This is a genomic window from Limnothrix sp. FACHB-406, assembly GCF_014698235.1.
Lineage (GTDB): Bacteria > Cyanobacteriota > Cyanobacteriia > CACIAM-69d > CACIAM-69d > CACIAM-69d.
This window is the reverse complement of record NZ_JACJSP010000006.1, coordinates 26,710-51,226: the sequence shown is the minus strand read 5'-3', so window position 1 is coordinate 51,226 and position 24,517 is coordinate 26,710. Positions and strand designations below refer to the sequence as shown.

The window sequence follows — 24,517 nt, the reverse complement described above, 5'->3', positions numbered from 1 at the left end:
TTTTCGCGAATCGAAATCATGGGTCTTTGGGGCCTGTTTTCATTGCCCCAATCATCGTAGGGGTTGGGTCTCCCAACCCTCACCCGGGCGATCGCCACAACCTTATCCACCCCTGGGAACACCCAAGGATCACGGGAATGGGCGAGGAGACCTCGCCCCTACGACTGATTGTTTGAAGAACGAGGTCATCAGGGTTTCAGGCGATTTGACGACGGGCCCTAATCCTCCGGGAGGTCATCCCGTTCCAGGTCATAGAGCACCTTTTCCAAATACCAATCCTCATCCATGTTGGGGTAATGGTCTCGGGCCCGATCGAGCAAGGTTTGTGCGATCGCTTCCTGGCCGCCAACCCGCCCCAACAGCCGCTGCCAAAGGGGATTTTGGGATTTTTGGGGCAACCCCGGAGACAGGTTCACCGGCTGCTGCAACATCTTGAGTTGTTCCAAGGTGGCGCGATAGCGTTCCCAGTCGTTGCGATCGCAAAACAAGCTGGCGGCGGTTTGGTAGTCCTCGATCGCCTGCTTCAGGTTTTCCTGGCGAACGGCCGCTTGGGCCCGCAACAGCAAAATGGCGGGCCGATCGCCCCCCAGCTCCAATGCTTGGTTATAGTCCCCGATCGCGGCGCTGTAGTTGCCCAGTGCCTGTTGGGCATCGCCCCGCGCCAACCACAGCAGCGGGTTTTGGTCATCTTGGGCTAAGGCTTGATCTAAATCCGTCAACGCCCCCGCCCGATCGCCCATTTCCAGTCTGGCCCTGGCCCGGTAACGGTAAAGTGTGGCATCAGCCCCACCCCCTTGAATCGCCCGGTTGCAATCCGCGATCGCCCCTTGCCAGTTGCCTTGCTTAATGCGCACCGCTGCCCGACAAGCCAGCGCCTTTGGATCCTGTGGATCCAACTTCAGGGCCCAATCTAACTCCGCGATCGCCCCCTGCACATCTCCCGACTCCGCCCGGTTCAAAGCCTGGGCATAGAAGGCTTCTGGGCGCATCATTGCTCCCACGGGTGCGACCGCATTGGGTGTACCTGTATTGGATGTGCCCGTGCTGGATGTGCCCGCAGTGGACGCACCCGTGGCGGTGGCCTGCAAACTGGCCAACGTGGGCGGCGCATTAAACGGGGGCAACGGTTCCGTCAGCACGGGCGGACTGGCGTTGGGTTGTAGCTGCTTCAGTAAATCCAAACATTGCCGGGCCCCCACGGGATCGCGGCGATCGAGATAAAGCTCCGTCGCCTTGCGCAGGCTGACGATCGCGGCGGCCAGATCTCCTCGCTTGCGCAGGGCCGTTGCCTTCAGTTGGTGGGCTGCTGGATTTTGGGGATTGAGCTGAAGCAGACTGGCTAAATCATCCAACGCTCCATCAAAGTGATCCAAAACCACACGAACCAAGGCTCGGCCATAGAGAGCCGGTTGATAATCATTGGCCAGTTCGATCGCCCGTGAATAGTCAAAGGCAGCCTGTTGCAACCGGCCCATATCAAAATAGGCCAAACCCCGCCGGTAATAGGCTTCAGACCAATGGGGATCCGCCGCAATGGCTTGGTCAAAGCAAGCGATCGCCGCTGCTTGGTCGCCTTGTTTTGCCTGCTCGATGCCCTCCCAAAAGGCCGCATTATCAGTCATCACGCCGCCTCGCTGATCACATACCGACCGCCATCATTAGGGCAATCCTAGCAATTGGTAGAGAGCTTGCGGTGATTTGTATCAATCCATACGGATTTTGAGGCGAACTTTCTTGGGTTGCCGCCCCCAATTCCTCAACAACAGGGCTGACTATCAACAACCCTTGGTGAAGACCGGGCCAACCCACTCATAATAAATGCGGAGCTGTTGATTGCTGGTTAGTCCCGCCGTGTGGTGACTGGCCACTCGGCTTGGTGGTTGCTGCAAGCTGTCCACCGCTCGATTCATCCGACAATTGATCCAGTAGTCCATCTGGTAATCCAGTCGGTGATTCAATTCGGCGATTCCATGGGGATTCAATAACGAGCACCTCAGTTCGTGCATCTAGTCGGAGATCTGGAGATCTAGTACATCGGGAAATGCATCAGGCAATCCATCAGGGTCTTGGGATGAATGGGTTAGGATCAGGTGATCGCGCGGCTCTGTGCGGCGATAAACAGCCCTAGCACTGTTTGAGTACTGATTTTGGATATTAATTTGGATATTAGTCGTGATCAATTAGCCCCAAGCCGCCCGCTTACCTCTTAGCGATTGCTGGGGACGTTGCTCATGGTCAGCCGGCCCCATCGGCCCAAACACTGCATCACGGCTGCCAAAAACGATTCAAACGATTTCACTGATTCAGGCGTTTGCTTTTTCCTATCCTGTGCTTGATTCTCACCAAATTATTCCCGCTGTCCGTTCCCTGTCCCTGGGCGAAGCTGGCTACCTTGCGGCAACGCAAGCGCTGGTGATTTCAGCGGACAAAACTATCGCAGACATGGTGCAGCATCTTCAGGGAATTCACCCATCGCAGATTGCTGAATCACAATTGATTGTGCTGGTGTTGCCGACGGCCCAGGGCGAGAAGCCGATCGGGGTGCTGACGGTGAGCGAGCTGGCCTGGGCCGTGGCGACCCAGCGGGAATTGGCCACCTCTGCCCTCATGAGCCTGGCTAGACCACCCGTGACCTTGCCCGCTCAGACCAATTTGCAAACCGCTTGGGACACGTTTCAGGCTCAAAAATGCGCCTGGTTAGTGTTGCTAGAGGAGCAGGGAGTTTTTGCGGGGGTCATTTCTCGTACGGCTTTGCTGGAAGCGGTGGTGGAACGGGGCGGCCTGACTGGTCAGTTGTCAGAACCAGCCCCAGACTCAGACTATTCCCCGCTAATTTGTTCGCAGCCAGTGCATGGCTACTGGTCTGCCGGCTTGACCCATTTCCTGGGACAAGTGGGCGATGGGGTTGCCCAAGTGGTGAACGATGGGGTTTGGGAATGGAACCTAACGACCGATCGCCTGGTGTTGTCGCCTCGGTGGAAGGCCCTGTTGGGCTATGGCCCCTCGGAGTTGGCCGATGAGTGGGCCACTTGGGAACAGCGGCTCATTGAGGAAGATCGATCGACCCTGAACAATCTGCGGCAGGCGGTGCAGGTGAACCAGGCCAACTGCATTCAACTGATTCAGCGGTTTGAGCACCGCAATCAAAACATTGTTCATGGCCTGGTGCGGGCGGTGCGCCACAGCGCAGTCAACGGGGAAGATATCCTTTGGGGAGTCCTGACGGACATTAGCGAATTGGCCCGCACCCAACAGGAACTGGCGGATATTCTCGACAGTTCGATCGATGGAATTGCTGCCCTGCGCACGATCCGCAACGGGGCCGGGCAGATTGTGGACTTTTTGTGGACGGCGGTGAACGCCTCGGCCGAAATGGTGCTGGGGCGATCGCGCAATCAACTGCTGAATCGACAACTGCTTGATCAAGTGCCCCTTGTGCGCCAAGACGGCCTCTTTGAAGCCTATGTGCGGGTGGTGGAAACTGGCCAAGCCTTCAGTCGATCGCTCCGAATCACCCAAGTTGACGGCCGCGATGCTTGGTTGCAACTCACGGCGGTGAAATTAGGCGACGGCCTGACCCTGACTTTTCGGGATGTGACCCAAACCAAGCAGGCCGAACAGGTGCTTCAGGAAACCAATCAACAACTGGAGCGACGCATTGAGGAGCTGAAGTTTCGCAACCGCGAAATGGCGCTGCTGAGTGAAATGATTGATTTCCTACAGGTTTGCGTGACCGTGGAGGAAGCCTACACCGCCGTGGCTGACCTGGTGCAAGCCCTGTTTCCCGGCTGTTCTGGGGCCCTGTTTACCCTGGAATCGACCCGCGTGGCCCTGGAGGCGGTGGCCACTTGGGGCCCTGACCCGATCGGGGAAACCCTGTTCTATCCCGATGATTGCTGGGCCCTGCGTCGTGGCCGCATCCATTGGGCCGAGCACAAACACACGGGGTTGCTCTGTCGCCATGCCCACCCCCTGGGATCCCAAGCGGAATCCCTTTGCTTGCCAATGATGGCCCAAAGCGAAACCCTCGGACTGCTGTATCTTTGCACCCCGCAGCACGATTCCCTTTCAGCTCCAAAACAACAGCTCGCCCGCACCGTGGCGGAGCAGGTGGCCTTGGCCATTTCCAACCTGCGATTGCGGGAAACCCTGCAACAACAAAGCATCCGCGACCCGCTCACCGGTCTCTATAACCGACGCTATTTAGAGGAAGCCCTGGAGCAAGCGGTTTGTCGGGCCCGGCGCGATCGCTCCCCGATCGGGGCGATCATTTTGGACATTGACCATTTCAAACAATTCAACGACACCTTTGGCCACGATGCCGGGGACTTGGTGTTGCAGGAAGTGGCGCAATTTCTGCAAAGTCGCATCCGAGGTTCCGATATCGCCTGTCGCTATGGTGGCGAGGAAATGACACTGATTTTGCCCGGAGCCACCCTCGAAGAAACGGTGCAACGGGCGGAGGTGATGTGCCAAGAGCTGAAGTATTTATCCTTGCGTCACGGTGGGCAAACCCTGGGGGCAATTACTGCCTCCTTTGGGGTGGCCAGTTTTCCGCAACATGCGGTTACCGTAGCCACCCTGTTGCAAGCGGCCGATGCCGCTCTCTATCAAGCGAAATGGGCCGGGCGCGATCGAGTTGTTGTGGCCCAAAGTTAAAAGAACCCAAAATTAAAAGAACCTAAGGTTAAAAGTCGATCTTGAAAGCAATCTTGAAAGCAAAATTTCAGGGCTAATCAAGCCTCAAAAACGATAATTCATCCCCTCTCATCAGAGCGCAAATTTCAATAAAAAATTGCCAGCCAAATGGTTTCCACATCCGGGTCTGTCCAAGCAACCCGATGTTTTTGGTGGGCAGGAATATTGAAATAGTCGCCAGGCTTTAGCTCAACCTTGCCTTCCGGTAGTTCCAAATGGGCACGACCTTGAAGCACCAAAACCCATTCGGATTGCGCTTGGTCGTACCAGAATTCGGGTTCCGATCGATGTCCCTTCGATAAAATTCGCTCAATTTTGATCTCGGGAGTTTGCAAAATCGTCTCAAAGATCTCTTCGGGTAACTCGATCGGGAGATTTTGAAAGAGATTATTGATAGAAGCAGCAATTTTAGAATCTGTCATAAAGGCTATATTTCAATCTGTTTAAAGTCGTTGTTCACCACTAAATTAAATACTTGGCTAGAGTGCTTATATGATCACTAGCTGCCGATACTGTAGTCGGTAATCGATATCCTCCACCATGACAAGATAGCACCGGACAATTAAAATGGTGGGCAACTCGTAAGGTGATCTCAGTCAATTGTACAAAGTCTTCATTAGTCCAGTTGGTTGTATCTTCTCCACAGTCTTTTCGATGAGAGTCATATCCTGAGAAAATAGTGATCAAATCAGGTTTCCATGGTAAATGACTTAACCGTTCTTGAAATACCTTAATACTTTCCTTGCCCTCATAAAATTCACCACCTAAACCGTCTTCTGCAAGCGCAGTGCGCGGAAAATTCTTGGGAATAATTGGAATATTGCAATGACCCACGCGATCAGCTTGTTCTGTAGTTCCCCACTGAAGACCAGAAGCCTTGGCCATGTAAATATCTACAGTGCTATGAATACTAATACAATAAACAGATGAATCATGGCTGAAAATTTCTTGAGTGCCATCACCATGATGAATGTCCCAATCAATGACAATGACCTTGGCGAAACCATTCAGTTGGGCATAACGTACTGCTGCCGCTAAAGGATTAAGTAAACAATATCCATGACCCCATTCACGATGGGCATGATGACCAACCATACTAAAGCAATAAGCTCGCTGAAGAATGCCCTGTTTCATCCAATCAAGGGCCTCTAGCATACCGCCCAAGCCATATAGATAGCCTGGAATCGCATACTCAAGTCCCTGACAGTCAGAACCAATAGCTGGCAGCGCAAGGCTGGCCTGATCCAATGGGCGATCAAGCGCTTTCAGAATTAGCTTTTTCAGATAGGCTTGACTATGAACACTGGCATAGTCTGCTAACTGAGCTTTTCTAAGGGGCAAGGACTGATATTGTGAACAGCTTTGAGCAAGGGCTTGGCAAACTTGCTGATAATAGGGCAATGAGTATCTGCCGAATGTAATATCGTTGAGTGGCTTGGAAAGGTTGAACGATTGAAGATGAAGATAGGTTGCAAAGCTCATCTTTGTCTATGATTGATGGATATTGTCAACGAATGATGTAAGCTAATAAAATGGCTTGAATAGATTTCGGATTTGAAATTCAATTTGAAATTAAAAATAAAATTGATCCACATTTTTTTAAGAGTCAATAACTTTTTAAGAGCCGATTTTTAAGAGCCGATATTGAATATTAGTTGATTTCTACTAAATCAAAAAAGCAAAATTATAATCCTAGTAAGTTACTTGATCTCACCTGATTACCCCTGTGATTTAACACCAGACTATAGAGATGATAGCCTACTTGTTTTGAGTTTTGGGCAAATATCATAGACTTCTAGGGATTAAACGCAGTCATTTCTCGATGGTTATGTTAAAAATAACTACGGCGAGTCTGGAATGAACCAATAATTTCGCGCCCAAGACCATCAATAATTTATCAGGCTGGCTCGAATTGTTCAATTGGTCAGCAATTTTTCGCTAGTCCATCATCGTTAGGGGCAATCCACCATGTCGCGGAATCGGTTTTTGGAAGCATTTTGGGGTTTGAGTGCAGATGAAGCGCGATCGTTTCAACTTCCCGGAGCCAAGCCCCACTATCTCCCCGATCGCCCGGTGCGCACGCAACATGTGGCCCTTGATTTGGTGTTGGATATTCCCAATTGCCAGGTCACGGGAACTTGCTCGATCGACCTGTTGCCCGTACAAGATGGAGTCGATCGCCTGGAATTAGATGCGGTGGCGATGCAAATTCAAGGGGTACGAGTGGGCAAAACCGCCCAAAAATTTGAGTATGACGGCAAAAAATTAGCTATTACCCTTGCGGAACCAACCCAGCGCAATCACCTCTTTAAATTAGTCATTGACTATCAATTAGATCGTCCCCAACGAGGCATTTATTTTGTGCAGCCCACGGCGGACTATCCCAATAAAAATGTGCAGGTTTGGACTCAAGGCGAGGACGAAGATTCTCGGTTTTGGTTTCCCTGCTTTGATTTTCCAGGGCAACTCTGCACCTCCGAAATGCAAGTGCAAGTGCCCAGTGGTTTGCTGGTGCTCTCAAATGGAGAGCTGATTAATCAGACCACTAAGGGCAAAACCACCACTTACCATTGGCATCAAAAACAGCCTCATCCGGTTTATCTGTTTACCCTGGCTGTGGGAGATTTCGCAGAGATTAAGGATGAGTGGCGCGGCCGACCTGTGAGCTATTACACCGCTCAGAATCGGGCTTCGGAAGCCCAGCGCACCATGGGCAAAACGCCCGCGATGATGGATTTTCTCAGCGAAAAATTTGACTATGACTATCCCTATAGCAAGTATGGACAAGCTTGCATGGAGGATTTCATTTTCGGGGGTATGGAAAACACCTCCATGACCCTGTTAACCGATCGCTGTTTGTTAGATGAACGAGCGGCGATCGATAATCGCAATTCCGAAGCTTTGGTGGTTCATGAGCTGGCTCACCAGTGGTTTGGTGATTTGCTGGTCATTAAGCATTGGTCTCATGCTTGGCTGAAAGAAGGCATGGCTACCTATTCCGAAACCCTCTGGACTGAGCATGAATATGGATCGGAGGAAGCGGCCTATTATCGCCTGGGTGATCAACGGGCCTATTTAGGGGAAGATCGGCGGCGCTACCGGCGGCCCATGGTGACCCATGTTTATCGCGAGCCGATCGAACTTTATGATTGCCATACCTATGAAAAGGGCGGCTGTGTTTATCACATGCTGCATCAGGAATTGGGCGATGATTTGTTTTGGAAATCAATTCAAACATTTGTCAAAAATCATGCCTTTGGTGCCATCGAAACGATCGACCTCTTGCGAGCCATTGAACAGACAACGGGTCGCAATTTGTTGTTTCTGTTTGATCAGTATGTGTTTCGAGGAGGCCATCCTGATTTCAAGGTTGCCTATAGCTGGGATGGGGAAAATAACATTGCAAAATTGACCGTGATTCAAACCCAAGCTAAGGAAGGGGATTTGGAGACGCTGTTTAATTTAAAAATTCCGGTGGCCTTTGCAACCCTCAGCTATGAAGCAGCCAGCCCCACTCCGAAATCGAAAAAGTCAAAAAAAGCGTCAGCCCCCGCCCCCAAGGTCACATTCAAAACCGTGAAGCTGGCCATTCACGATCGGGAACAAACCTTCTATTTCCCCTTGGAGCAAAAACCAGATTTCGTCAGTTTTGATCCGGGGAATCATTGGCTCAAAACGGTGGAGCTAGATTATCCGCTGCCGGAATTGAAAGCCCAATTGCAGTTTGATCCTGACCCGATCGCCCGGGTGTTTGCGGCTAAAGCGATCGCCCAAAAAGGCACGCTGGAGGCCTTGAATGCTTTGGCCCAATCCCTGACCCGCGATCGCTTCTGGGGGGTGCGTGCCGAGGTGGCCGATAACCTGGCCACCATTGGCTTGGACGGGGTGTTGGCGGCCCTGAAGCCAGGGCTGAAGGATTCGGATCCCCGCGTGCGTCGATCGGTAATTCAGGCCATTGCTTCCCTCAAAACCGAGGCGGCTTATTCGGTGCTGGAGCCGATCGCCAAAAAGGGTGATGCCAGCTATTCCACCGAGTCGGCGGCCTTGGCGGCCATCGGGTCGATCGCGTCTGCCCAACCGGCCTTGGCCGATCGGGCGATTACGCTGCTCAAATCTGCCCTGAAAAAGCGATCGGGCTGGAATGAAGTAGTCCGATCAGGGGCCATCAGTGGCCTGAGCGCCCTCAAAACCTCCGCCGCCGCCCTGGAACTGATTTTGGAAACCAGCCAACCGGGCATTCCCCAGGCCCTGCGCTTGGCGGCCATTCGGGCCCTGGGCGCAGTGGCCAACGGTCAAGAAGCCCCAGCGGTCGATCGGGTTTTGAATGGGCTGCAAACCTACGCCCGCGAGAGCTTTTTCCTAACCCAAGTGGCGGTGGTGGCGGCCTTGGGACAACTGGAAACCACCAAGGCGATCGGGATTTTGCAAGGGTTGGCCAGCCAGTCGCCCGATGGCCGCGTGCGTCGGATGGCAGAAGAAGCCGTGAAGCGAGTGCAGCACAATGCGGGTTCCGATCGCGCCTTGGATCAGGTACGCCAAGAGTTAGATCAACTGAAAAAAGACAACCAAACCCTGCGATCGCGCCTGGAAGATTTGGAAGCCAAATCGAAACCGCAACCCGCAAGCTAAGGGCCATGGCGCTCGATCGCGCTCAACGGGATGCTCTCAACGGGACTGAGAACGCTCTGAATCAGGGTCTCAGTCCCGCTGCCGGGTTTGCGGACTTCCCGCCTAGCGAGCCGCCACCACAAAATCATCCGTGAGGGTCAGGTTCAGATTCGTTTCCGGTTGCACCACCAGCACATCGATGCTGTTGCGACCCAAGAACCGCTCGATTAGGCTCAAGAGCGCACCGCCACCCGCACCGATCAGCAACTCTTCCGTGGCGATCGCCCGATCGCCCGTCACCGCCGAGATGGCCGCCGCCGCCGCCGTCCCGATCGCCGTATTCTTCAGCAACCGACCCAAATCAGCCCCCTTGCGCACCGTTTCCGTCGTTGTAATCACACTGGACGTGGCCTTCAGGGAGCGCGTTGAACCATCGGGCATCACAATTTCCTGCGCCACAAACTGTGTCGCCTTGTCGCCGGCCGGCCGCAGATTTCCCTTCACTTGGCTGCCCGCCGGAATCAACACCTGGCCCGTGGTGGTGGTGATGTTGTTGCGCACATTAAAAGTCACCGGCAAGGTTTCATCCGGCATCAGCAGGATTTTTTCCTTCATGTAGCTCACAGGCAGGGATGTGCCCGCCGCAATCCGATAGTTGGTGGCCACGGTTTGAGCATTGGCAATATAAGGCGAACTCAGAGCCGCCACTCGCCCTTCACTGGTCAAGGCTTGGTAGAGAAAAGCCGCCACTTCCGCTCGGGTGGCATTGCGTCCAGGGTTCAAATAGCTGACGTTCGGATAGTTCACCACCATCCGTTTTTCAGTGGCTGCCGCGATCGGGCCGCGGGCAAAATTGGAAATGGCCCCACTATCCGCAAAGTTGCCTAAAACCTGTTCCGTGGGAGCCGCTGCTTGATAGTTCAAACCATTTGCCAACGCCACCAAAACCTGCTCACGCGGAATGTTTTGTTCCGGCAAAAAGATGCCATCGGGATAACCAGAAACAAAGCCCATTTCATAGGCGCGGCGAATGGCATCATAGGCCCAATGGCTGCTGGGCACATCTACAAAATTGATCGCGCTGCGGATGCTGCCCCGTTGATAAACCTTGCGTAACATGGCTGAAAATTCTGCCCGCGTGACCGGTGCATCGGGGCGAAAAGTGCCATCGGGAAAACCCGCCAAAATGTTTTGAGAAACCAGCGCGCGGATGTAATCACTGGCCCAATGATTGGCAGGTACATCAGGGAATGAAATGGTTTGGGCCACGGCCGGAGCAGGGGCAGCCAGAGGGGCAACCAGCATCGGGGTGATGGTGGTGACGTTCATTCCGAAGGTCATCAACAGAGCGGCGGCGGCTTTCCAGCGATTGCGATTCAGCATGGTTTTAAATCCTGAGGAGCGAGGGGGAACCCGATCAAGAATCCCCTGAAAAATTCTGAGAGAAGCATTCTGTGCGCTTCTTTGCATACTTCTGAAAAGGGGTTTAAAATCCGGAGATCGGAGGGATGGACAGTTGAAAAACTGGCAAATCTTGACGGAGCCGAGTATTTCAAAATTCCCAAACCCGATTGAATTCCGAGGTTTTCCTTCTCAGTTGCTTTATCAGACAACTGCGGTTCTCGGTTGGTTTCCTGGGGTGGGCCAGTTATCAATCTGTCAGGTTTGCAACTACTTGAAGCAACGAATCAGGGTGTTGAATTTCCTGGTTTTGAAAGCTTGTGACAATTAAGAATTTGGATGTTAATCACTGAAAATTGGAATGTTGACGAATAAAGAATCAGGCGATTCTTGAATCAGAAACCGAAAGTGCAAAATCGAAAATAATCAATCCAACGGCTTGAATAGCGGTTAAGGAAGGGGCTGAATTACTCACCCGAAAATTAAGGCCCTAGCCCCGATCGCAGCACTGGCGTTTGGGATTGACGATCGGGATTCGCCAACGGTTACCCCACCTGGGAATCAAAACCGCTACAGTAGGAGCAACCTGCCATGTGGGAGCGGCTGCGCGATGCCTGCTTTTTTGCCTCAAAATGCCGATCTTGTCCTGCGAGGGGCCCAATATCGCGATTTGGATGCGATCGCCCAGCTTGCGGCGGACTCAGCGGACTTTGACGGGCTAGGAAGCCCCCTGGAAACGGCAGGGGTGGATTGGCCGCGGCTGCGCACTTGGTATGGCTTATCGGCACTGATGGAGATGCTGGCCCCCAGCCAGCGACGGTTACGGGCCAGCGTGGCCGAGCGCGATCGGCGGGTTTGCGGGGCGATCGCAGTGATGCCCGTGAATCGATCGCGCAGCACTTGGCGTGTGAAGCAGGTGGCTGTGATGCCGGAATGTCGCAGCCAGGGCATCGGCTCCGAGCTGTTGCGCTACTGCTTTGAAACCATTTGGGAAGCACGCACCTGGATGCTGGAGGTGAATGTGCATGGCAAAGATGCCCTGGCGCTCTATCGCCAAAACGGATTCCAGCCGATCGCCCAGTTAACCTATTGGTCTATTCCGCCGGCCGCCCTCACAGCCCTGGCGGAGCGGGAACCGGACTTGCCCAACCTGATGCCGGTGGGGAATGCCGATGCGCCCTTGCTGTATCAACTGGATACGGCGGCCATGCCCCCCCATGTGCGCCAGACCTTTGATTTGCGCGTGGATGACTTCAAGGCGGATTGGTTGGCGGCCCTGGCGGACACCCGGCAGCGGATGGATGGGCTGGAAACCACGATGGGTTATGTGTTTGAACCCCAACGGAAGGCCGCGATCGGCTATTTCCAAGTGCGATCGCACCGATATGCAGCGCTGCCCCACCGGGCGGAGTTAACCGTGCATCCGGCCTATACCTGGCTCTATCCCGAGTTGATGGCCCAAATGGCGCGGATTACCCGATCGCTCAATCCCGATTTGCCCCTCTTGCTGGCTTCTGCGGACTACCAGCCGGAGCGGGAAGCCTATCTGGAAAGTATTGGGGCCGAGCGATTTGAGCATTCCTTGCTGCTGTCGCGATCGGTTTGGCACAAGCTGCGGGAGACTCGATCGATCTCTTTGGATGCTCTGCAAGAGATGCTGAACGGCTGGCAACCGGCCAAACCAATGACCGGCGGCGGTCGGGTCTATTGGTCGAGTGCTTGGGATGGGCCCACCTTTGACCCGCCGGAAGATCCCCCGGAGAATCCCGAAACGCCGGAGCCACCCGCCCAACCTTGAGCTAGCCCCCTTAGCCCATGGCGGGATAGGCGGCCCAAAGATCGGTGGTCTCGCGCAGGCTGCGAAATTCCCCATAGCCCACCACCAAATGATCCAACAGCGGCAGTTCCAGAAAATGGGCCCCTGCCAAAAGCTGCTCCGTGAGGGTCAAATCCTCAGGACTGGGGGTTAGGTCGCCCGAGGGGTGATTGTGAGCCACAATGCAGGCGGCAGCGCCCTGACGAATCAGCTCCCGAAAAATATCGCGAGGATGGGCCAGGGTTTGGGTTTCCGTCCCGATCGTCAGGACTTGGGTGGCTAGGAGTCGATTTTTGGAATCTAACAACAACAGGGCAAACCGTTCCTGCGGTTGCCACATCAAATCCTGACTGAGGGCAGCGGCGGCGGCGGCTGGGGTGTCAATCACGGCCCGATCGAGCGGTCGGGTTTGCAAAATCCGCTTGCCCAACTCCACTGCCGCCAAAATTGCCGTCGCCTTGGCATCCCCCACCCCGTGAATTTGGGTCAGTTCCGCCAAGGATGCATCGCGCAGGACGGCTAGCGGATCCTGGCGATCGCCCCCCAAGGTTTGCAAAATCAGTTGCCCCAACCCCACGGCCGAGAGCTTGCCCGGCCCTTGGCCCGTGCCCAACAAAATGGCCAACAGTTCCGCATTCGAGAGGCTGCGGGGGCCAAAGGCTGCCAACCGCTCCCGGGGGCGTTCTGTGGCGGGTAGATCCTGAATCCGAGGGTTGTAGGTCATAGGGCTGACATTTTGACCGCCCTTTATGATACTGAAAACCGCCGCCACAAAAGCAGAATAGACCTCTGATATCTCCGGTATTTCCGAGATTTTTGCGATCCGGGTTAGGATGCACGGCTGCCCGACGGGATTAGACTTGGGGCGATCGCCTCGGATTGCCCCTGATCGATTCAGATTGCTGCCAATTGGCTCAAGATGATCGGGGACGATCGATCAGCAAATTACTGTAGGGGCCCGGTCGCAGCCGCACGGCCAGGGCCTGCCCCAAATCCCCCAAACAGCCCAACCACCGATCATCCAAGGGCGCGGCGGCCATGGAACCCTGCCACCAGAAAAAGAGCCGCTCCTGCACCAAATCTAGATCTAAGGTGAGTTGAAGCGATCGGCTGAGGCTGGTGAGTCGCTCGATCGCATCCACAGCCACCCGGAACCCGCCCAGGGACTGTTCTGGGTCAGCGGCAGGATGCCCGCTCAGTTCCGTTTCCACCAAGCCCAATGCCCGTTCCAGCAACCGCCCGATCGCCCGCGTAATCCAAGGGGCAATTTCCAGCCCATCCAATTGACAGTGGAGGCGCTGGGCTTCGGCGGCCACCGCTTCCAACTCCGTTAGCGTTCCCGGCCCGGCCTCGATCGCTGCCAAGGGCCAAGTTTCCAACTCGCCGGCCAACCGCTGCACCAAGGCCAACACCCGCTGACCCAAGGCCAACTCCGCCGCCACCTGTAATTCGCGGGGAACCGGCAGCGCATCTCGATAGAACCGGGTCATGATCCCGCAGTTGTCACGATAGGCGCGATCGTACAGCGTATCCAGCCTTGCCGTTGTTTCCTGTACCAGCACCCGCATCAGCCGATCGCGATCCTCCGCACAGAGATCCGCCAAGGCAAATCCCCGGGACTGGCCGCCCATGGTGGCACTCAGGGCCAAGACCACCTGGGCCGCACTGGCAGACTCCAACGCCGCAAACAGCCGCTCCTTCAGCTTGCTGTAGGCTAATCGGCCTTGGAACGGCTGCACACAACAGTGAAAATCCCAACCGCCCAAGTGCAAGGCTCCAAAGACAAAATGGGCAGACTCGCCCGCAATATCCGAAGTCACCACCAACTCGCCCACGGCCAAAGCCAGGGATCCCAGCCGTTGCAGTTGGTAATCCTGCTGTTCGATCGTGTAGCAATAGGCTCGGCTTTGGCGTGGTTGGTTGGGAATCAAAGAGCCGATCGCGTGGGCCGCCACCACCTGCTCAAAACTGACATGATCATCCAAAACCAACTGTCGATAAACCTCCGCCCCGTCGCCAAATTCCGGCACGTTGCTAGGGGCCGCTGCCAGTTGGGCCACAAAGTCCGGCTCCAAATTCACGCCGGCCACTTCGGCCGCCAGCTCGATCGCCCGGCTGGCATAGCGCAAAATCTGCACCCCTTCCGGGCGAGAGATTTCCTCAAAAAACCAGCCGCAACTGGTGAACATCAACAGGGCATGGCGCTGCATTTCCAGCAACCGCAGGGCATCGATTCGCTCCTGGGCTGACAGGGGGCGGGCCCGATGACGTTCCAAAAATGCTGTCATCCGATCGGGCGATCGATCCAAAACCAACTCAATATATTCATCGCGGGCCTGCCAAGGATCCCGCAGCAGTGGTGTGGCATAGCGTTCAAACACCGCCACCAGTCGATCGCGCAAATAGTTCAAACTGTCCCGCAACGGTCGCCGCCAGCGCTGATGCCAGCCGCCGCCGCCGCCACAACCGCAATCATCCTGCCAGCGATCGACCCCGTGGGAGCAGCTCCAGGCCGTCACCGGCTTCATGGCCACCTCCCACTCCGGCGGGTGCAGGCTTAGGTAATGGGCAAAATTGGTGGTACACCAGCCTCGCCCCGGAAACTCCATGCTGAGGGCATAGGCCAAGCACTTTTCCTTATCGCGCTTGTGGTGACCAAAGGTTTCCCCGTCGGTGGCCACGGAAATGACCTGGCTGGGGCGATCGGCCCGCACCGCCGATCCCAACCGATCGGCAAAGGAAGCGGCACTGGTCAGCACATCCCCAAAACCCATGTCGCCGGAAATTGGCCCATCGTAAAAAAACAGATCAATGTAGCGATCGCGGGCCAAGGTGGCCGCCGGATCCGAAGGCGCTGCCGGGTCGATTGGCTCCGGTTCCCCTCCCTTAGGCACAAAACACCGATAAGACCGAGTGGGGTCAATTTGCCCCGATCCCACATCCACCCAATCCGGCTCCGGATCGGCTTCCGTGGGCAGCGGTCGGCAGCGCTGGGCCTGGGATGGGGCAAAAATCACAAATTTAATGCCCTCGTCGATGAGCACATCAAGGGTGGCGTAATCCACGGCTGTTTCCGCCAACCAAATGCCTTCGGGCGATCGACCAAAGCGCGATCGAAAATCCGCCACGCCCCATCGCACCTGGGTTTGCTTATCCCGCCGATTGGCCAGGGGCATGATGATGTGGTTATAGACCTGGGCGATCGCGTTGCCATGGCCCCCCAGCCGAGCCGCGCTCAGGCGATCGCCCTCCAAAATTCGGGCATAGGTGGCCGGGTCAAACCGCTCCAACCAGCTCAGCAGCGTTGGCCCCGCGTTAAAGCTCATCCACTCAAAATTGTTCACCAACCCCACGATCGCCCCCGAATCATTAAAAATTCGGGCGAAGGCATTGGGTCGATAGCATTCCCGATAAACCCGCTCATTCCAATCGTGGCAAGGGGCTGCGCTGGGCTGCCGCACGATCGCCTCCAAATAGGGATTTTCGCGCGGGGGTTGATAAAAATGCCCATGCACTACCACATAAACCCCAGAAGCGGGGCGATCGGGCATTGGCGAAACGGGGGCTGCGACGGTGCCTTCGTTCGATCGTTTTGCCATCCCCAAGCTCCTAAGCGCCAATTTCCGGTTGATTAACCCTCTAGCGGTTTAACACAAGCGCCGATCTTCCGCAAAATCTCGATCGATTTGTCCCATGGTTCCGTCTTCGGCGATCGGTTGGCGGCCGCTGATCCCCTGCCCAAGCGCCCGCAAGAACTCAGCAACCGGTGCGGGCTATGATTGACCCAAGCCCATGGTGAGGATAAAGCAGGCTAATTCTGACCAGCACCCCTGTGGCACAATGGCGACGATCGCCCCCATCGGCTGGGGTGATTAACCCAAGGGCAGATCGCCCGGTCTCTCGCCCGTTATTTCGTCTGTGGTTTCCCATGTCTGAAGCATCTTCGGCCAGCCTTGCCCGTTCCGAGGCCTTCCAAAAAGCCTTCCAAAACTTGCAGCTTCAACCCCTGGTGGCCGACCAAGATTGGAAAAACTTTGGGGTGAGCTACAACGATCGCTGCTTGGCGGAACTGGAGCAGCTCGTGGAAGACAGCACCGAGTCAGACAATCAATTCATCTTTGCGGGCCATCGCGGCTGCGGCAAATCGACGGTGCTGGCGGAATTTGCCAAGATGCTGCGCGATCGCTACTTCACCGTCTTTTTCTCAATTGCTGATTTGATTGAAAGCTACTCAATCAATCACATCAATATTTTGTTCACCATGGCCGTGCAGTTGATGGCCAAGGCAGAAGCCGAGAAAATCGCGATTTCCCCCAGCAAGATCAACGCCTTTCGCAACTGGTTTAAAACCCGCACCCACATTGAAGAAGCATCAGTGAGTGGCGAGGCAGAAGTGGGCTTCGATCTATTTGGCTTGCTCAAAACCAAGCTGAAGACCGATGCCAAAATGCGGGAGGAAATCAAAACTGAATTTTCCAAGGATCTGCGTGATCTAATTGATACGATCAATAACATTGCTACCGAAATTCGGCTGGCTAGCGGTCAACCCATTCTGGCGATTATTGATGATCTAGACAAACTAGAGTTGACGCAAATTGATGAGATTTTCTACCGCAATTTGAAGTCGCTCCTAGAGCCAAACTTCATTGTGATCTACACAATCCCGATCGCCACCATTCGGGACACGCGCCTCAAAAGCCATCTGGAAACCGAAACCAGCACCAATATCTATGTGATGCCCGTGCTGAAGTTGTTTGCCAAAAACGATAGTCACCGGCCCGATGGGCAGCCCGTGCCCGATAAGTTCCAAACGCTATTGCAGATTCTCCATCGCCGGGTCGTGCCAGACCTGTTTGCCGAGGGAGTTGCTGAAAAAATTGTGCTTTATAGTGGCGGAGTCAATCGGGAATTGATTCGGATTGCCAAGGAATGTTGTCGCCTGATGCGGGTGGAGTTGCGTGTGCAACAACGGCGGGGTGCAGACATTAGCCAAGCTCAAATCGATCAGACCATTTTGCAAGAGGCGTTGGATTCGCTCCGCAATGAAATGTCGATTACCCTTGGCAAATCTGATCGCGAAATTCTGGAGCAAACCTATTTCAACTATCAGCCCGATGATCCAAAAGCCGATGAGTTTTTGAATCTCTTGCACAGCTTGTATGTGATCGAATATCGCAACAAAGAAAGTTGGTACGATGTGCATCCTTTGTTGATTGATCAGTTGCGAATTGAGCAGCGGATTGGCGGATGAACCCTGACGATCGCCCAGAAATCACCCCCGAAAACGATCGCACCTACGATCGCCTCGTTGCCTCCTTGGAAATGGGACTGGGGCAATTGCAGGTTTTGTTGGCTCGGTGCGACCACGATCGCCAACGGTTGGCCTGGATTGAGCGCTACGAATCCGAGTTGGCGGGCCAGGCGCAACCCCTGCGGGCCCGGCTGGATGCCCAAGACCCCAGCTTGCACCGTGCCGTCAGCCTGGCCTTGGCGGAGGCGGGGTCGGCGTTGCCCAGCCTGGTGACGGTGGTGGGGGCGGAGTCGTTGGGGCTGACGGGCCCCGAGCCGATCGAGAAGTTCCTGGGCTATTTGCAATGGACGCGGGAAGCCTTGCGGGAGTTGGCGCTCCCGATTGTTTTGTGGTTGCCATCACAGGTCTGGCCAGAGTTGCCGAGAAAAGCACCGGACTTTTGGAGCTGGCGGGATGGCGTGTTTTTGTTTGCGGTGGTGGCTCAGGAAGCGGCTACTTCATCAGAGATCCGTCCCGATCGCCTTGAGTCGCTGCCCTCGGACAGTGCCGATCCGGTGGGGCTATCAATCGCCGATCTAGAAGCTTCTTTAGCTGCTGCCGAAGCTGAATTGGGGCCGACCAGCCTGGCCGTGGCGGATCTGCTGCGACAGTTGGGCGATCGCTATGCCGATCGCTACAAAGCAGGCCGGGGGACGGGGGAAGCGATCCCCGCTGAGGACTATTTCCAACGGGCGATCGCTATTTACGACACCCAGGAACCATCGGAAAACCTGGCCCTCAGCCTGAACAACTTGGCATTACTCTACTCATGCCAGGGACGTTACGAGGCAGCGGAACCCCTCTACCGGCGATCGCTGGCGATCCGAGAGCAAGTCCTGGGAGCCGACCATGCCCACACTGCCGAAAGCCTTAACAACTTGGCAGGACTCTACTGGTCGCAGGGACGCTATCCTGAAGCCGAACCCCTCTTCCGGCGATCGCTGGAAATCCGTGAGCGAGTGCTGGGAGCCGACCATCCCGCCACTGCCGACAGCCTCAATGACTTGGCATTACTCTACTCATGCCAGGGACGTTACGAGGCCGCGGAACCCCTCTACCGGCGATCGCTGGAAATCTATGAGCGAGTGCTGGGAGCCGACCATCCCTTCACCGCCACCAGCCTCAACAACTTGGCAGAACTTTACCATTACCAGGGACGATACGAGGCAGCAGAACTCCTCTACCAGCGATCACTGGAAATCCGTGAGCGAGTACTGAGAGCCGACCATCCCAACACTGCCCAAAGCCTCAACAACTTGGCAGCACTCTACGAATCTCAGGGACGGTACGAGGCAGCGGAACCCCTCTACCGGCGATCGCTGGAAATCCGTGAGCGATTGCTGGGAGCCGACCATCCCTTCACCGCCACCAGCCTCAACAACTTGGCAGGACTCTATGAATCCCAGGGACAGTACGAGGCAGCGGAACCCCTCTTCCGGCGATCGCTGGAAATCCGTGAGCGAGTGCTGGGAGCCGACCATCCCGACACTGCCCAAAGCCTCAACAACTTGGCATTACTCTACTATTCCCAGAGACGGTACGAGGCGGCGGAACCCCTCTACCGGCGATCGCTGGAAATCTATGAGCGATTGCTGGGAGCCGACCATCCCGACACCGCTATAACGGTTTGGGGTTTAGCAGACTTACACCGTGCACAACAAAAATTTGAGCTTGCAGAGCCTGGATACCTTTGCTGCTTAGACGTATTCAGTCGAAGTTTGGGTGATGGGCATCCTGACACTCAAAAGGCTCAAGAACAATTTCGAGCCTTCTTGAAACAAGTCATCAAAGCCGATCGCACCGCCGAACTCTCCGACCACCCCCTCACCCAATCCCTCCTACAACAACTCACCACCCTACCCAATCCGTAGGGGCGCATCGCCATGCGCCCTCCGATACGCAAGATCTCCGCAAACCAATTCGGTTCAGGCGATCAATCCTGGCGGAGGGCGTACAGCGGTACGCCCCTACCGGCGCGGGAAAATCGATTCTTGTGGGGCCACATCGCCATGCGCCCTCCGATACGCAAGATCTCCGAGGGTCGATTCGTGTCAAGCGATCGACCCGGTTGGAGGGCGTACAACGGTACGCCCCTACCTGGCGTGGGAAAATCGATTCTTGTGGGGCCACATCGCCATGCGCCCTTCGATCCGCAAGATCTCCGAGGGTCGATTCGTGTCAAGCGATGAGGAGAGCGCCCAAGCCAAACCCTGAGACCGTCAGCGGTTGAACGTCGCTTCTCCCACCATTGCCACAGGGGACGGAATCTGGCAGGAGGCGATTTTCACAGCGGTTGTTTTATAAGATGGCTGTCTGGTCGCTTCATTGACCCGCTCCTAGCCATGCCCTACGAACCGCTGCACCACAAATATCGCCCACAACGGTTTGCCGACTTGGTGGGCCAACAGGCGATCGCCCAAACGCTGACCAACGCGCTTCAGCAGAATCGAATTGCGCCGGCTTACCTGTTTGCGGGGCCTCGGGGAACGGGCAAAACCTCCAGCGCTCGGATTTTGGCGAAATCGCTCAACTGCCTGAGCAGTGAGGGGCCCACGGCGGAACCCTGCGGCCATTGCCAAACTTGCGTGGAAATTACGCAGGGGCGGGCGCTGGATGTGGTGGAAATTGACGCAGCCAGCAATACGGGGGTTGACAACATCCGGGAGCTGATTGAGCGGGCCCAATTTGCCCCGGTGCAATGCCGCTACAAGGTTTATGTGCTGGACGAGGTGCATATGCTGTCGGGCGCGGCGTTCAATGCGCTGCTGAAAACCCTGGAGGAACCGCCGGCCCACGTGGTGTTTGTGTTGGCCACGACGGATCCGCAGCGGGTTTTGCCGACGATTATTTCTCGTTGTCAGCGATTTGACTTTCGGCGGATTCCCCTGGTGGACATGGTGAGCCACTTGGGGACGATCGCCCAACAGGAGTCGATCGAGATTGTGCCGGAAGCGTTGACCCTGGTGGCCCAAATTGCACAGGGGGGCTTGCGCGATGCGGAAAGCCTGCTGGATCAACTAAGCCTGGTTCCCACGGGGGTGACGGTGGAGGCCGTTTGGGATCTGGTGGGGGCTGTGCCGGAGCGAGATTTGCTGGCTTTGGTGTCCAGTTTGGCGGCGGGTGATGCGGAAGGGGCGGTGGATTGTTTGCGGCGGCTGATGGATCGGGGGCGGGAACCGACGATCGTGCTGCAAAATTTGGCGAGTTTCTATCGAGATCTGCTGATTGCGAAGACTGCGCCCGATCGGGGTGATTTGGTGGCCCTGACGGAGCCAACTTGGCAGCAACTCTGTGAATTTGCCCGCAGTCAGGAACTGAGCTGGATCTTGCATGGGCAGCAGTACCTCAAAACCGGCGAATCGCTACTGAAAAACTCCACCCAGCCTCGGTTGTGGTTGGAGGTGACTTTGATGGGGCTGTTGCCGGGGGCGGTGGCTTCGGTAGGGGCTGTTGGGTCGGTGGCTCCGATGCCGCCTCGCCCGATCGCCCCGATCGCGCTTCCGGCTCCTGTGCCGGCCCCGATCGCGCCCGTTGCGGTTCCTGCGTCGAGCGATCCGCTCTCGACTCTGTTGGCCCAGTTGGGGCTAGATTCGGGGGCGATCGCCCAATTTGCCCAGGGCGTGACCCAATGGGCCCAAACGAATCCAGCCGCGCTGATGCAGTTGATTGGTTTGTTGCAGTCCATGGGAGGTGTGGCTCCAGCCCCGATCGCAACAAGCACCCCCACCGCAACTCCCCCAAGCGTAACAACGGTTCCGGCGGCGATCGCTCCGGTGGCCGCTGTTTCCCAACCGGCCCCCGTGCCCACTCCCGTTCCCGAGCCGGCCCCGGTCAGCGCTGGGCCCGATGAAACCTTTGCACCGGAACCCAGCCCGATCGCGCCGGTTCCCGCTTCTGCGGAGCTGGATCAACTGTGGCAAGCGACCTTGGCACATGTGCAACCCCCGGCCACCAAGATGATGTTGTCGCAGATGGGGCAACTGCTGTCCTTTGATGGTCAAAACGCCGTCGTGGGGATTCCGCCCAGTTGGGTTGCCAAGTTTGAGTCCCGCACCAAGGCGATCGAAACGGCCTTTCAGCAGCACCTGCAACGGAGCGTCACGGTTGCGATTCGGGCCAATGTGGTGATGCCCCCCCAGACCAGCGCGCCCGCGTCCTTCCCAAAAAATCCACCCAGGGGAACGCCCCCCCCGCCCCCGAGCCCAGCCCGGAACCCGAATCCGATGCCGACTACGGCCGCGAACCCAACGGCGGGCGGGTTTGGTGGGATCGCGACTAGGGTGGCTCCCCCGCCCACCGCATCCCCAGCCCTGTTGCCCACAGCTCCCGCTGCGAATCCCCTGCCGGCCCCGGCCCGGCCCCTCGCCCCCGATCGCCCTGTGCGATCGCCCCAACTGCCCCCCGCCGCATCTCCCCAATCCGTTTCGCCCCCTTCGCCAGCGGGGCCACCCCCGCCACCGGAGCCCGATGACTTGGTGGCCCGCAGTGCCCGCAGCTTGGCGCAATTGTTCAATGGCGAAATTGTGCAGGTAGACGATCTCGACATGTTTTGACCGGCGGTTGGGGCGATCGCTCAGTTGACCGGTGGGCGGATGGAGCCGATCGCGGCTAAGGCTGGGTCTGGTTGAACCGTTTGCTCAAACCGTTCGCTCAACGTTTTTTCAGCTTTTTCAGCCCCCCTTTGCGCCCTTGTGGGTGGCGCGGGAGAAAATTTTCAGAAAGTAGTTGCTTTTTCTAGGGCTTCCGGTTATATTTGAATTCGCGCCGCGGGGTAGAGCAGTCTGGTAGCTCGTCGGGCTCATAACCCGAAGGTCAGTGGTTCAAATCCGCTCCCCGCCACCAAATCATCTGAACATCAAGTCAGAGCGAACTGAAGAAGAGACCCCTCAAAAGTCTCGAAATCTGAAACCCTAAAGACCGCCCCGCCACAGATTCGTAGCGGGGCGCTTTTAGTTTAGTGCGATCGCCAGATTTTGGTGCGATCGCCGTAGCAACGAATTGATCAACCCTTTGATCAGCCCCCAATTGGCAGCGGGCTACAGAACCCGTGGCCCTTCGGCAAAGGCTTGGGCCACTTGGCGATCAGTCGCATCCACCACAACTCCAATGATTGGCCCCACGGCTCCGCCCACACGAATCAACACATCCTTCACATCGGGACTGCCAAAACCCACAATCCGCGAATAGTCGAGGGAATTATCAAAAAATAGGTCTACCTGACGACTGATCGCGATGAAATCTCCACCGTTGAAGTCGAAATCCACAATCACATCGGCGTTCGCAATGGTTGTGGTGGCATCATCAACCGCCAGAACGAAGGTATCGCGCCCAGTGCCGCCGATTAGGGTGTCGATGCCCAAGTCGCCGGCCAGCAGATCATCACCCTCTTGGCCGTAGAGAATATCGTTGTCGCGACCGCCACGGAGGGTATCGCGTCCTGCGCCGCCTTCTAGTTGGTCGTTGCCCAGGTTGCCCGTGAGCAGGTCATCCCCATCGCGACCAATCACAAAATCAAAGCCCTGGCCCCCAAAGAGCACATCGCTGCCTTCGTTGCCGATCAGGGTGTCGTTGTCGCTGTTGCCATAGAGGGTGTCGTTGTCGCTGGAACCGTTGATGTAGTCGTTGCCTGCGAGGGCCCGCACACCCAGGCGGCCCTGCTGGCCGGCTGCGAGGGAGATGGTTTCGCTGTTGTTGGTGAGATCGAGATAGTCAATATCCGTCCGAGCCATGGTGAAGAATCTGTCCTCTGTTCAGGAATGGGTGGTCTTTAGGAATGGGTTAGGAACCGTCCAGCAATGCCGAGATGACCCGGGCAAGTGGAGCTGAGCTGGGTGTTATCGCCGCTCGCGGCTGTTCATGAGGGCTTCCCGAACGCGCTGGATTGACCAGCCTCCCCGCAGCCGTTCGAGGTAGGTGCGCATTCCTCGGCTGTCGGCCCGGCGACCCAAAATTTCTTGATAGGCGCGATCGATGGCGGATTCGGCCTCGCGGCTGTTGGCTAATTCGTCCCGCACCCGTTGCAGTGACCAGTTGCGATCGCGCACCCGATCCACATAGGTACGCAGTCCGTTGCGATCGGCGGGCCGGCCCAACACTTCGCGATAGAGCCGATCGATCCGATCTTCCAAGTCCTGTCGATCGCCTCGATAGTTGTTGCGATCGTTGTCGTAGTCGTCGCGATACCGTTCTTCGTTGCGATCGTAGTAGCGATAATCATCCCGATCGCGGTCTCGATTCCGGTTGCGATCGCTGTCCGATCGGCTGCCATCATCACAGCGCAACTGGCCCCCTTCCCAGCGGCAGGAACTTTGGGCCATGGCTGGCTCGATCGCGCCCCCATGGGCCACTCCTAACCCTAACAAAAATGCTGCCAATGCAGTACAGGTGCGGTTCACAGAACGGTTCATAGGAATCATCTCCTGATTGAATGGTTGAGCCTCCATTGTGTCTCCTGGGGAGATGTCACGATGGATGAACTGTTTTTTGATTGTTTGGCATCCCTCTAAATTAGCCACAAACCTCCAGGCTGAGTCTCTCGGCTCTGGGGACGGAATTCAGGAATTGCAGGGATTTTTTTGGATTTTTTCTGGTGGCATTAACATCAGTGAAACAGCATGGAATGATTCATGAAATTTTCCAAACTATTCATGAAGCTCTCCAAGCAGTCACCCGAAAAAGCATTAGCAAAACGACTCATGTAACTA

General features: G+C 56.0%; 15 protein-coding genes and 1 tRNA gene. 7 read left to right on the top strand and 9 right to left on the bottom strand.

The genetic code is table 11. From position 1 onward, the window contains the following. Positions 1 to 218: 218 nt before the first annotated feature. Together H6G53_RS08005 and H6G53_RS08000 are read right to left on the bottom strand one after the other, a co-directional pair. On the bottom strand, positions 219 to 1,622 hold the full coding sequence (locus tag H6G53_RS08005) for a tetratricopeptide repeat protein (RefSeq protein ID WP_190531911.1): 1,404 nt from the start codon (positions 1,620 to 1,622) through the stop codon (positions 219 to 221). 153 nt (positions 1,623 to 1,775) lie between these two features. After that, a complete protein-coding gene (locus H6G53_RS08000) occupies positions 1,776 to 1,934 on the bottom strand; it encodes a hypothetical protein (RefSeq protein WP_190531909.1) in 159 nt (52 codons plus the stop codon). 394 nt (positions 1,935 to 2,328) lie between these two features. On the opposite strand from H6G53_RS08000, the gene H6G53_RS07995 reads away from it, so the two are divergent. Next, the gene (locus tag H6G53_RS07995; protein WP_190531907.1) at positions 2,329 to 4,659 is read left to right on the top strand and encodes a diguanylate cyclase; all 2,331 of its coding nucleotides are present in this window, start codon (positions 2,329 to 2,331) and stop codon (positions 4,657 to 4,659) included. Between the two features lie 125 nt (positions 4,660 to 4,784). Here H6G53_RS07995 and H6G53_RS07990 read toward each other — a convergent pair whose 3' ends face one another. Continuing rightward, complete coding sequence (locus H6G53_RS07990; RefSeq protein ID WP_199309176.1) at positions 4,785 to 5,120, bottom strand: cupin domain-containing protein; 336 nt, start codon at positions 5,118 to 5,120, stop codon at positions 4,785 to 4,787. 40 nt (positions 5,121 to 5,160) lie between these two features. After that, the gene (locus H6G53_RS07985; protein ID WP_190531905.1) at positions 5,161 to 6,180 is read right to left on the bottom strand and encodes a histone deacetylase; all 1,020 of its coding nucleotides are present in this window, start codon (positions 6,178 to 6,180) and stop codon (positions 5,161 to 5,163) included. A gap of 486 nt (positions 6,181 to 6,666) precedes the next feature. Here H6G53_RS07985 and H6G53_RS07980 point away from each other — a divergent pair, with 486 nt between their 5' ends. Then, a complete protein-coding gene (locus tag H6G53_RS07980; RefSeq protein WP_190531903.1) occupies positions 6,667 to 9,327 on the top strand; it encodes a M1 family metallopeptidase in 2,661 nt (886 codons plus the stop codon). 102 nt (positions 9,328 to 9,429) lie between these two features. Here H6G53_RS07980 and H6G53_RS07975 read toward each other — a convergent pair whose 3' ends face one another. Next, positions 9,430 to 10,689: an S-layer homology domain-containing protein gene (locus tag H6G53_RS07975; protein ID WP_190531901.1), complete on the bottom strand. Its 1,260-nt coding sequence runs from the start codon at positions 10,687 to 10,689 to the stop codon at positions 9,430 to 9,432. A gap of 628 nt (positions 10,690 to 11,317) precedes the next feature. Between H6G53_RS07975 and H6G53_RS07970 the strand changes: the two genes are divergently transcribed. Beyond that, on the top strand, positions 11,318 to 12,505 hold the full coding sequence (locus H6G53_RS07970; protein ID WP_190531899.1) for a GNAT family N-acetyltransferase: 1,188 nt from the start codon (positions 11,318 to 11,320) through the stop codon (positions 12,503 to 12,505). A 10-nt stretch (positions 12,506 to 12,515) separates the two neighbouring features. Here H6G53_RS07970 and radC read toward each other — a convergent pair whose 3' ends face one another. Continuing rightward, on the bottom strand, positions 12,516 to 13,247 hold the full coding sequence (gene radC, locus H6G53_RS07965; protein ID WP_190531897.1) for a DNA repair protein RadC: 732 nt from the start codon (positions 13,245 to 13,247) through the stop codon (positions 12,516 to 12,518). A 190-nt stretch (positions 13,248 to 13,437) separates the two neighbouring features. Beyond that, positions 13,438 to 16,122, bottom strand: a complete 2,685-nt coding sequence (locus tag H6G53_RS07960) for a DUF3536 domain-containing protein (protein ID WP_190531895.1) — start codon at positions 16,120 to 16,122, stop codon at positions 13,438 to 13,440. Between the two features lie 329 nt (positions 16,123 to 16,451). Between H6G53_RS07960 and H6G53_RS07955 the strand changes: the two genes are divergently transcribed. The 4 genes from H6G53_RS07955 (at position 16,452) to H6G53_RS07940 (ending at position 22,655) form a co-directional block, all read left to right on the top strand. Beyond that, complete coding sequence (locus H6G53_RS07955; protein ID WP_190531893.1) at positions 16,452 to 17,774, top strand: P-loop NTPase fold protein; 1,323 nt, start codon at positions 16,452 to 16,454, stop codon at positions 17,772 to 17,774. Continuing rightward, complete coding sequence (locus tag H6G53_RS07950; RefSeq protein WP_190531891.1) at positions 17,771 to 19,684, top strand: tetratricopeptide repeat-containing protein; 1,914 nt, start codon at positions 17,771 to 17,773, stop codon at positions 19,682 to 19,684. Before H6G53_RS07955 ends, H6G53_RS07950 begins: the two co-directional genes overlap by 4 nt. 471 nt (positions 19,685 to 20,155) lie before the next feature. Then, entirely contained in the window at positions 20,156 to 22,366 is a 2,211-nt protein-coding gene (locus H6G53_RS07945; protein WP_190531889.1) for a DNA polymerase III subunit gamma/tau, read from the top strand. Between the two features lie 212 nt (positions 22,367 to 22,578). Next, positions 22,579 to 22,655 (top strand) — tRNA-Met (locus tag H6G53_RS07940). Positions 22,656 to 22,849: 194 nt separating this feature from the next. Here H6G53_RS07940 and H6G53_RS07935 read toward each other — a convergent pair. Further along, complete coding sequence (locus H6G53_RS07935) at positions 22,850 to 23,542, bottom strand: calcium-binding protein (protein ID WP_099534363.1); 693 nt, start codon at positions 23,540 to 23,542, stop codon at positions 22,850 to 22,852. A gap of 105 nt (positions 23,543 to 23,647) precedes the next feature. Beyond that, a complete protein-coding gene (locus H6G53_RS07930; protein ID WP_190531888.1) occupies positions 23,648 to 24,220 on the bottom strand; it encodes a DUF4214 domain-containing protein in 573 nt (190 codons plus the stop codon). Positions 24,221 to 24,517 lie beyond the last annotated feature (297 nt).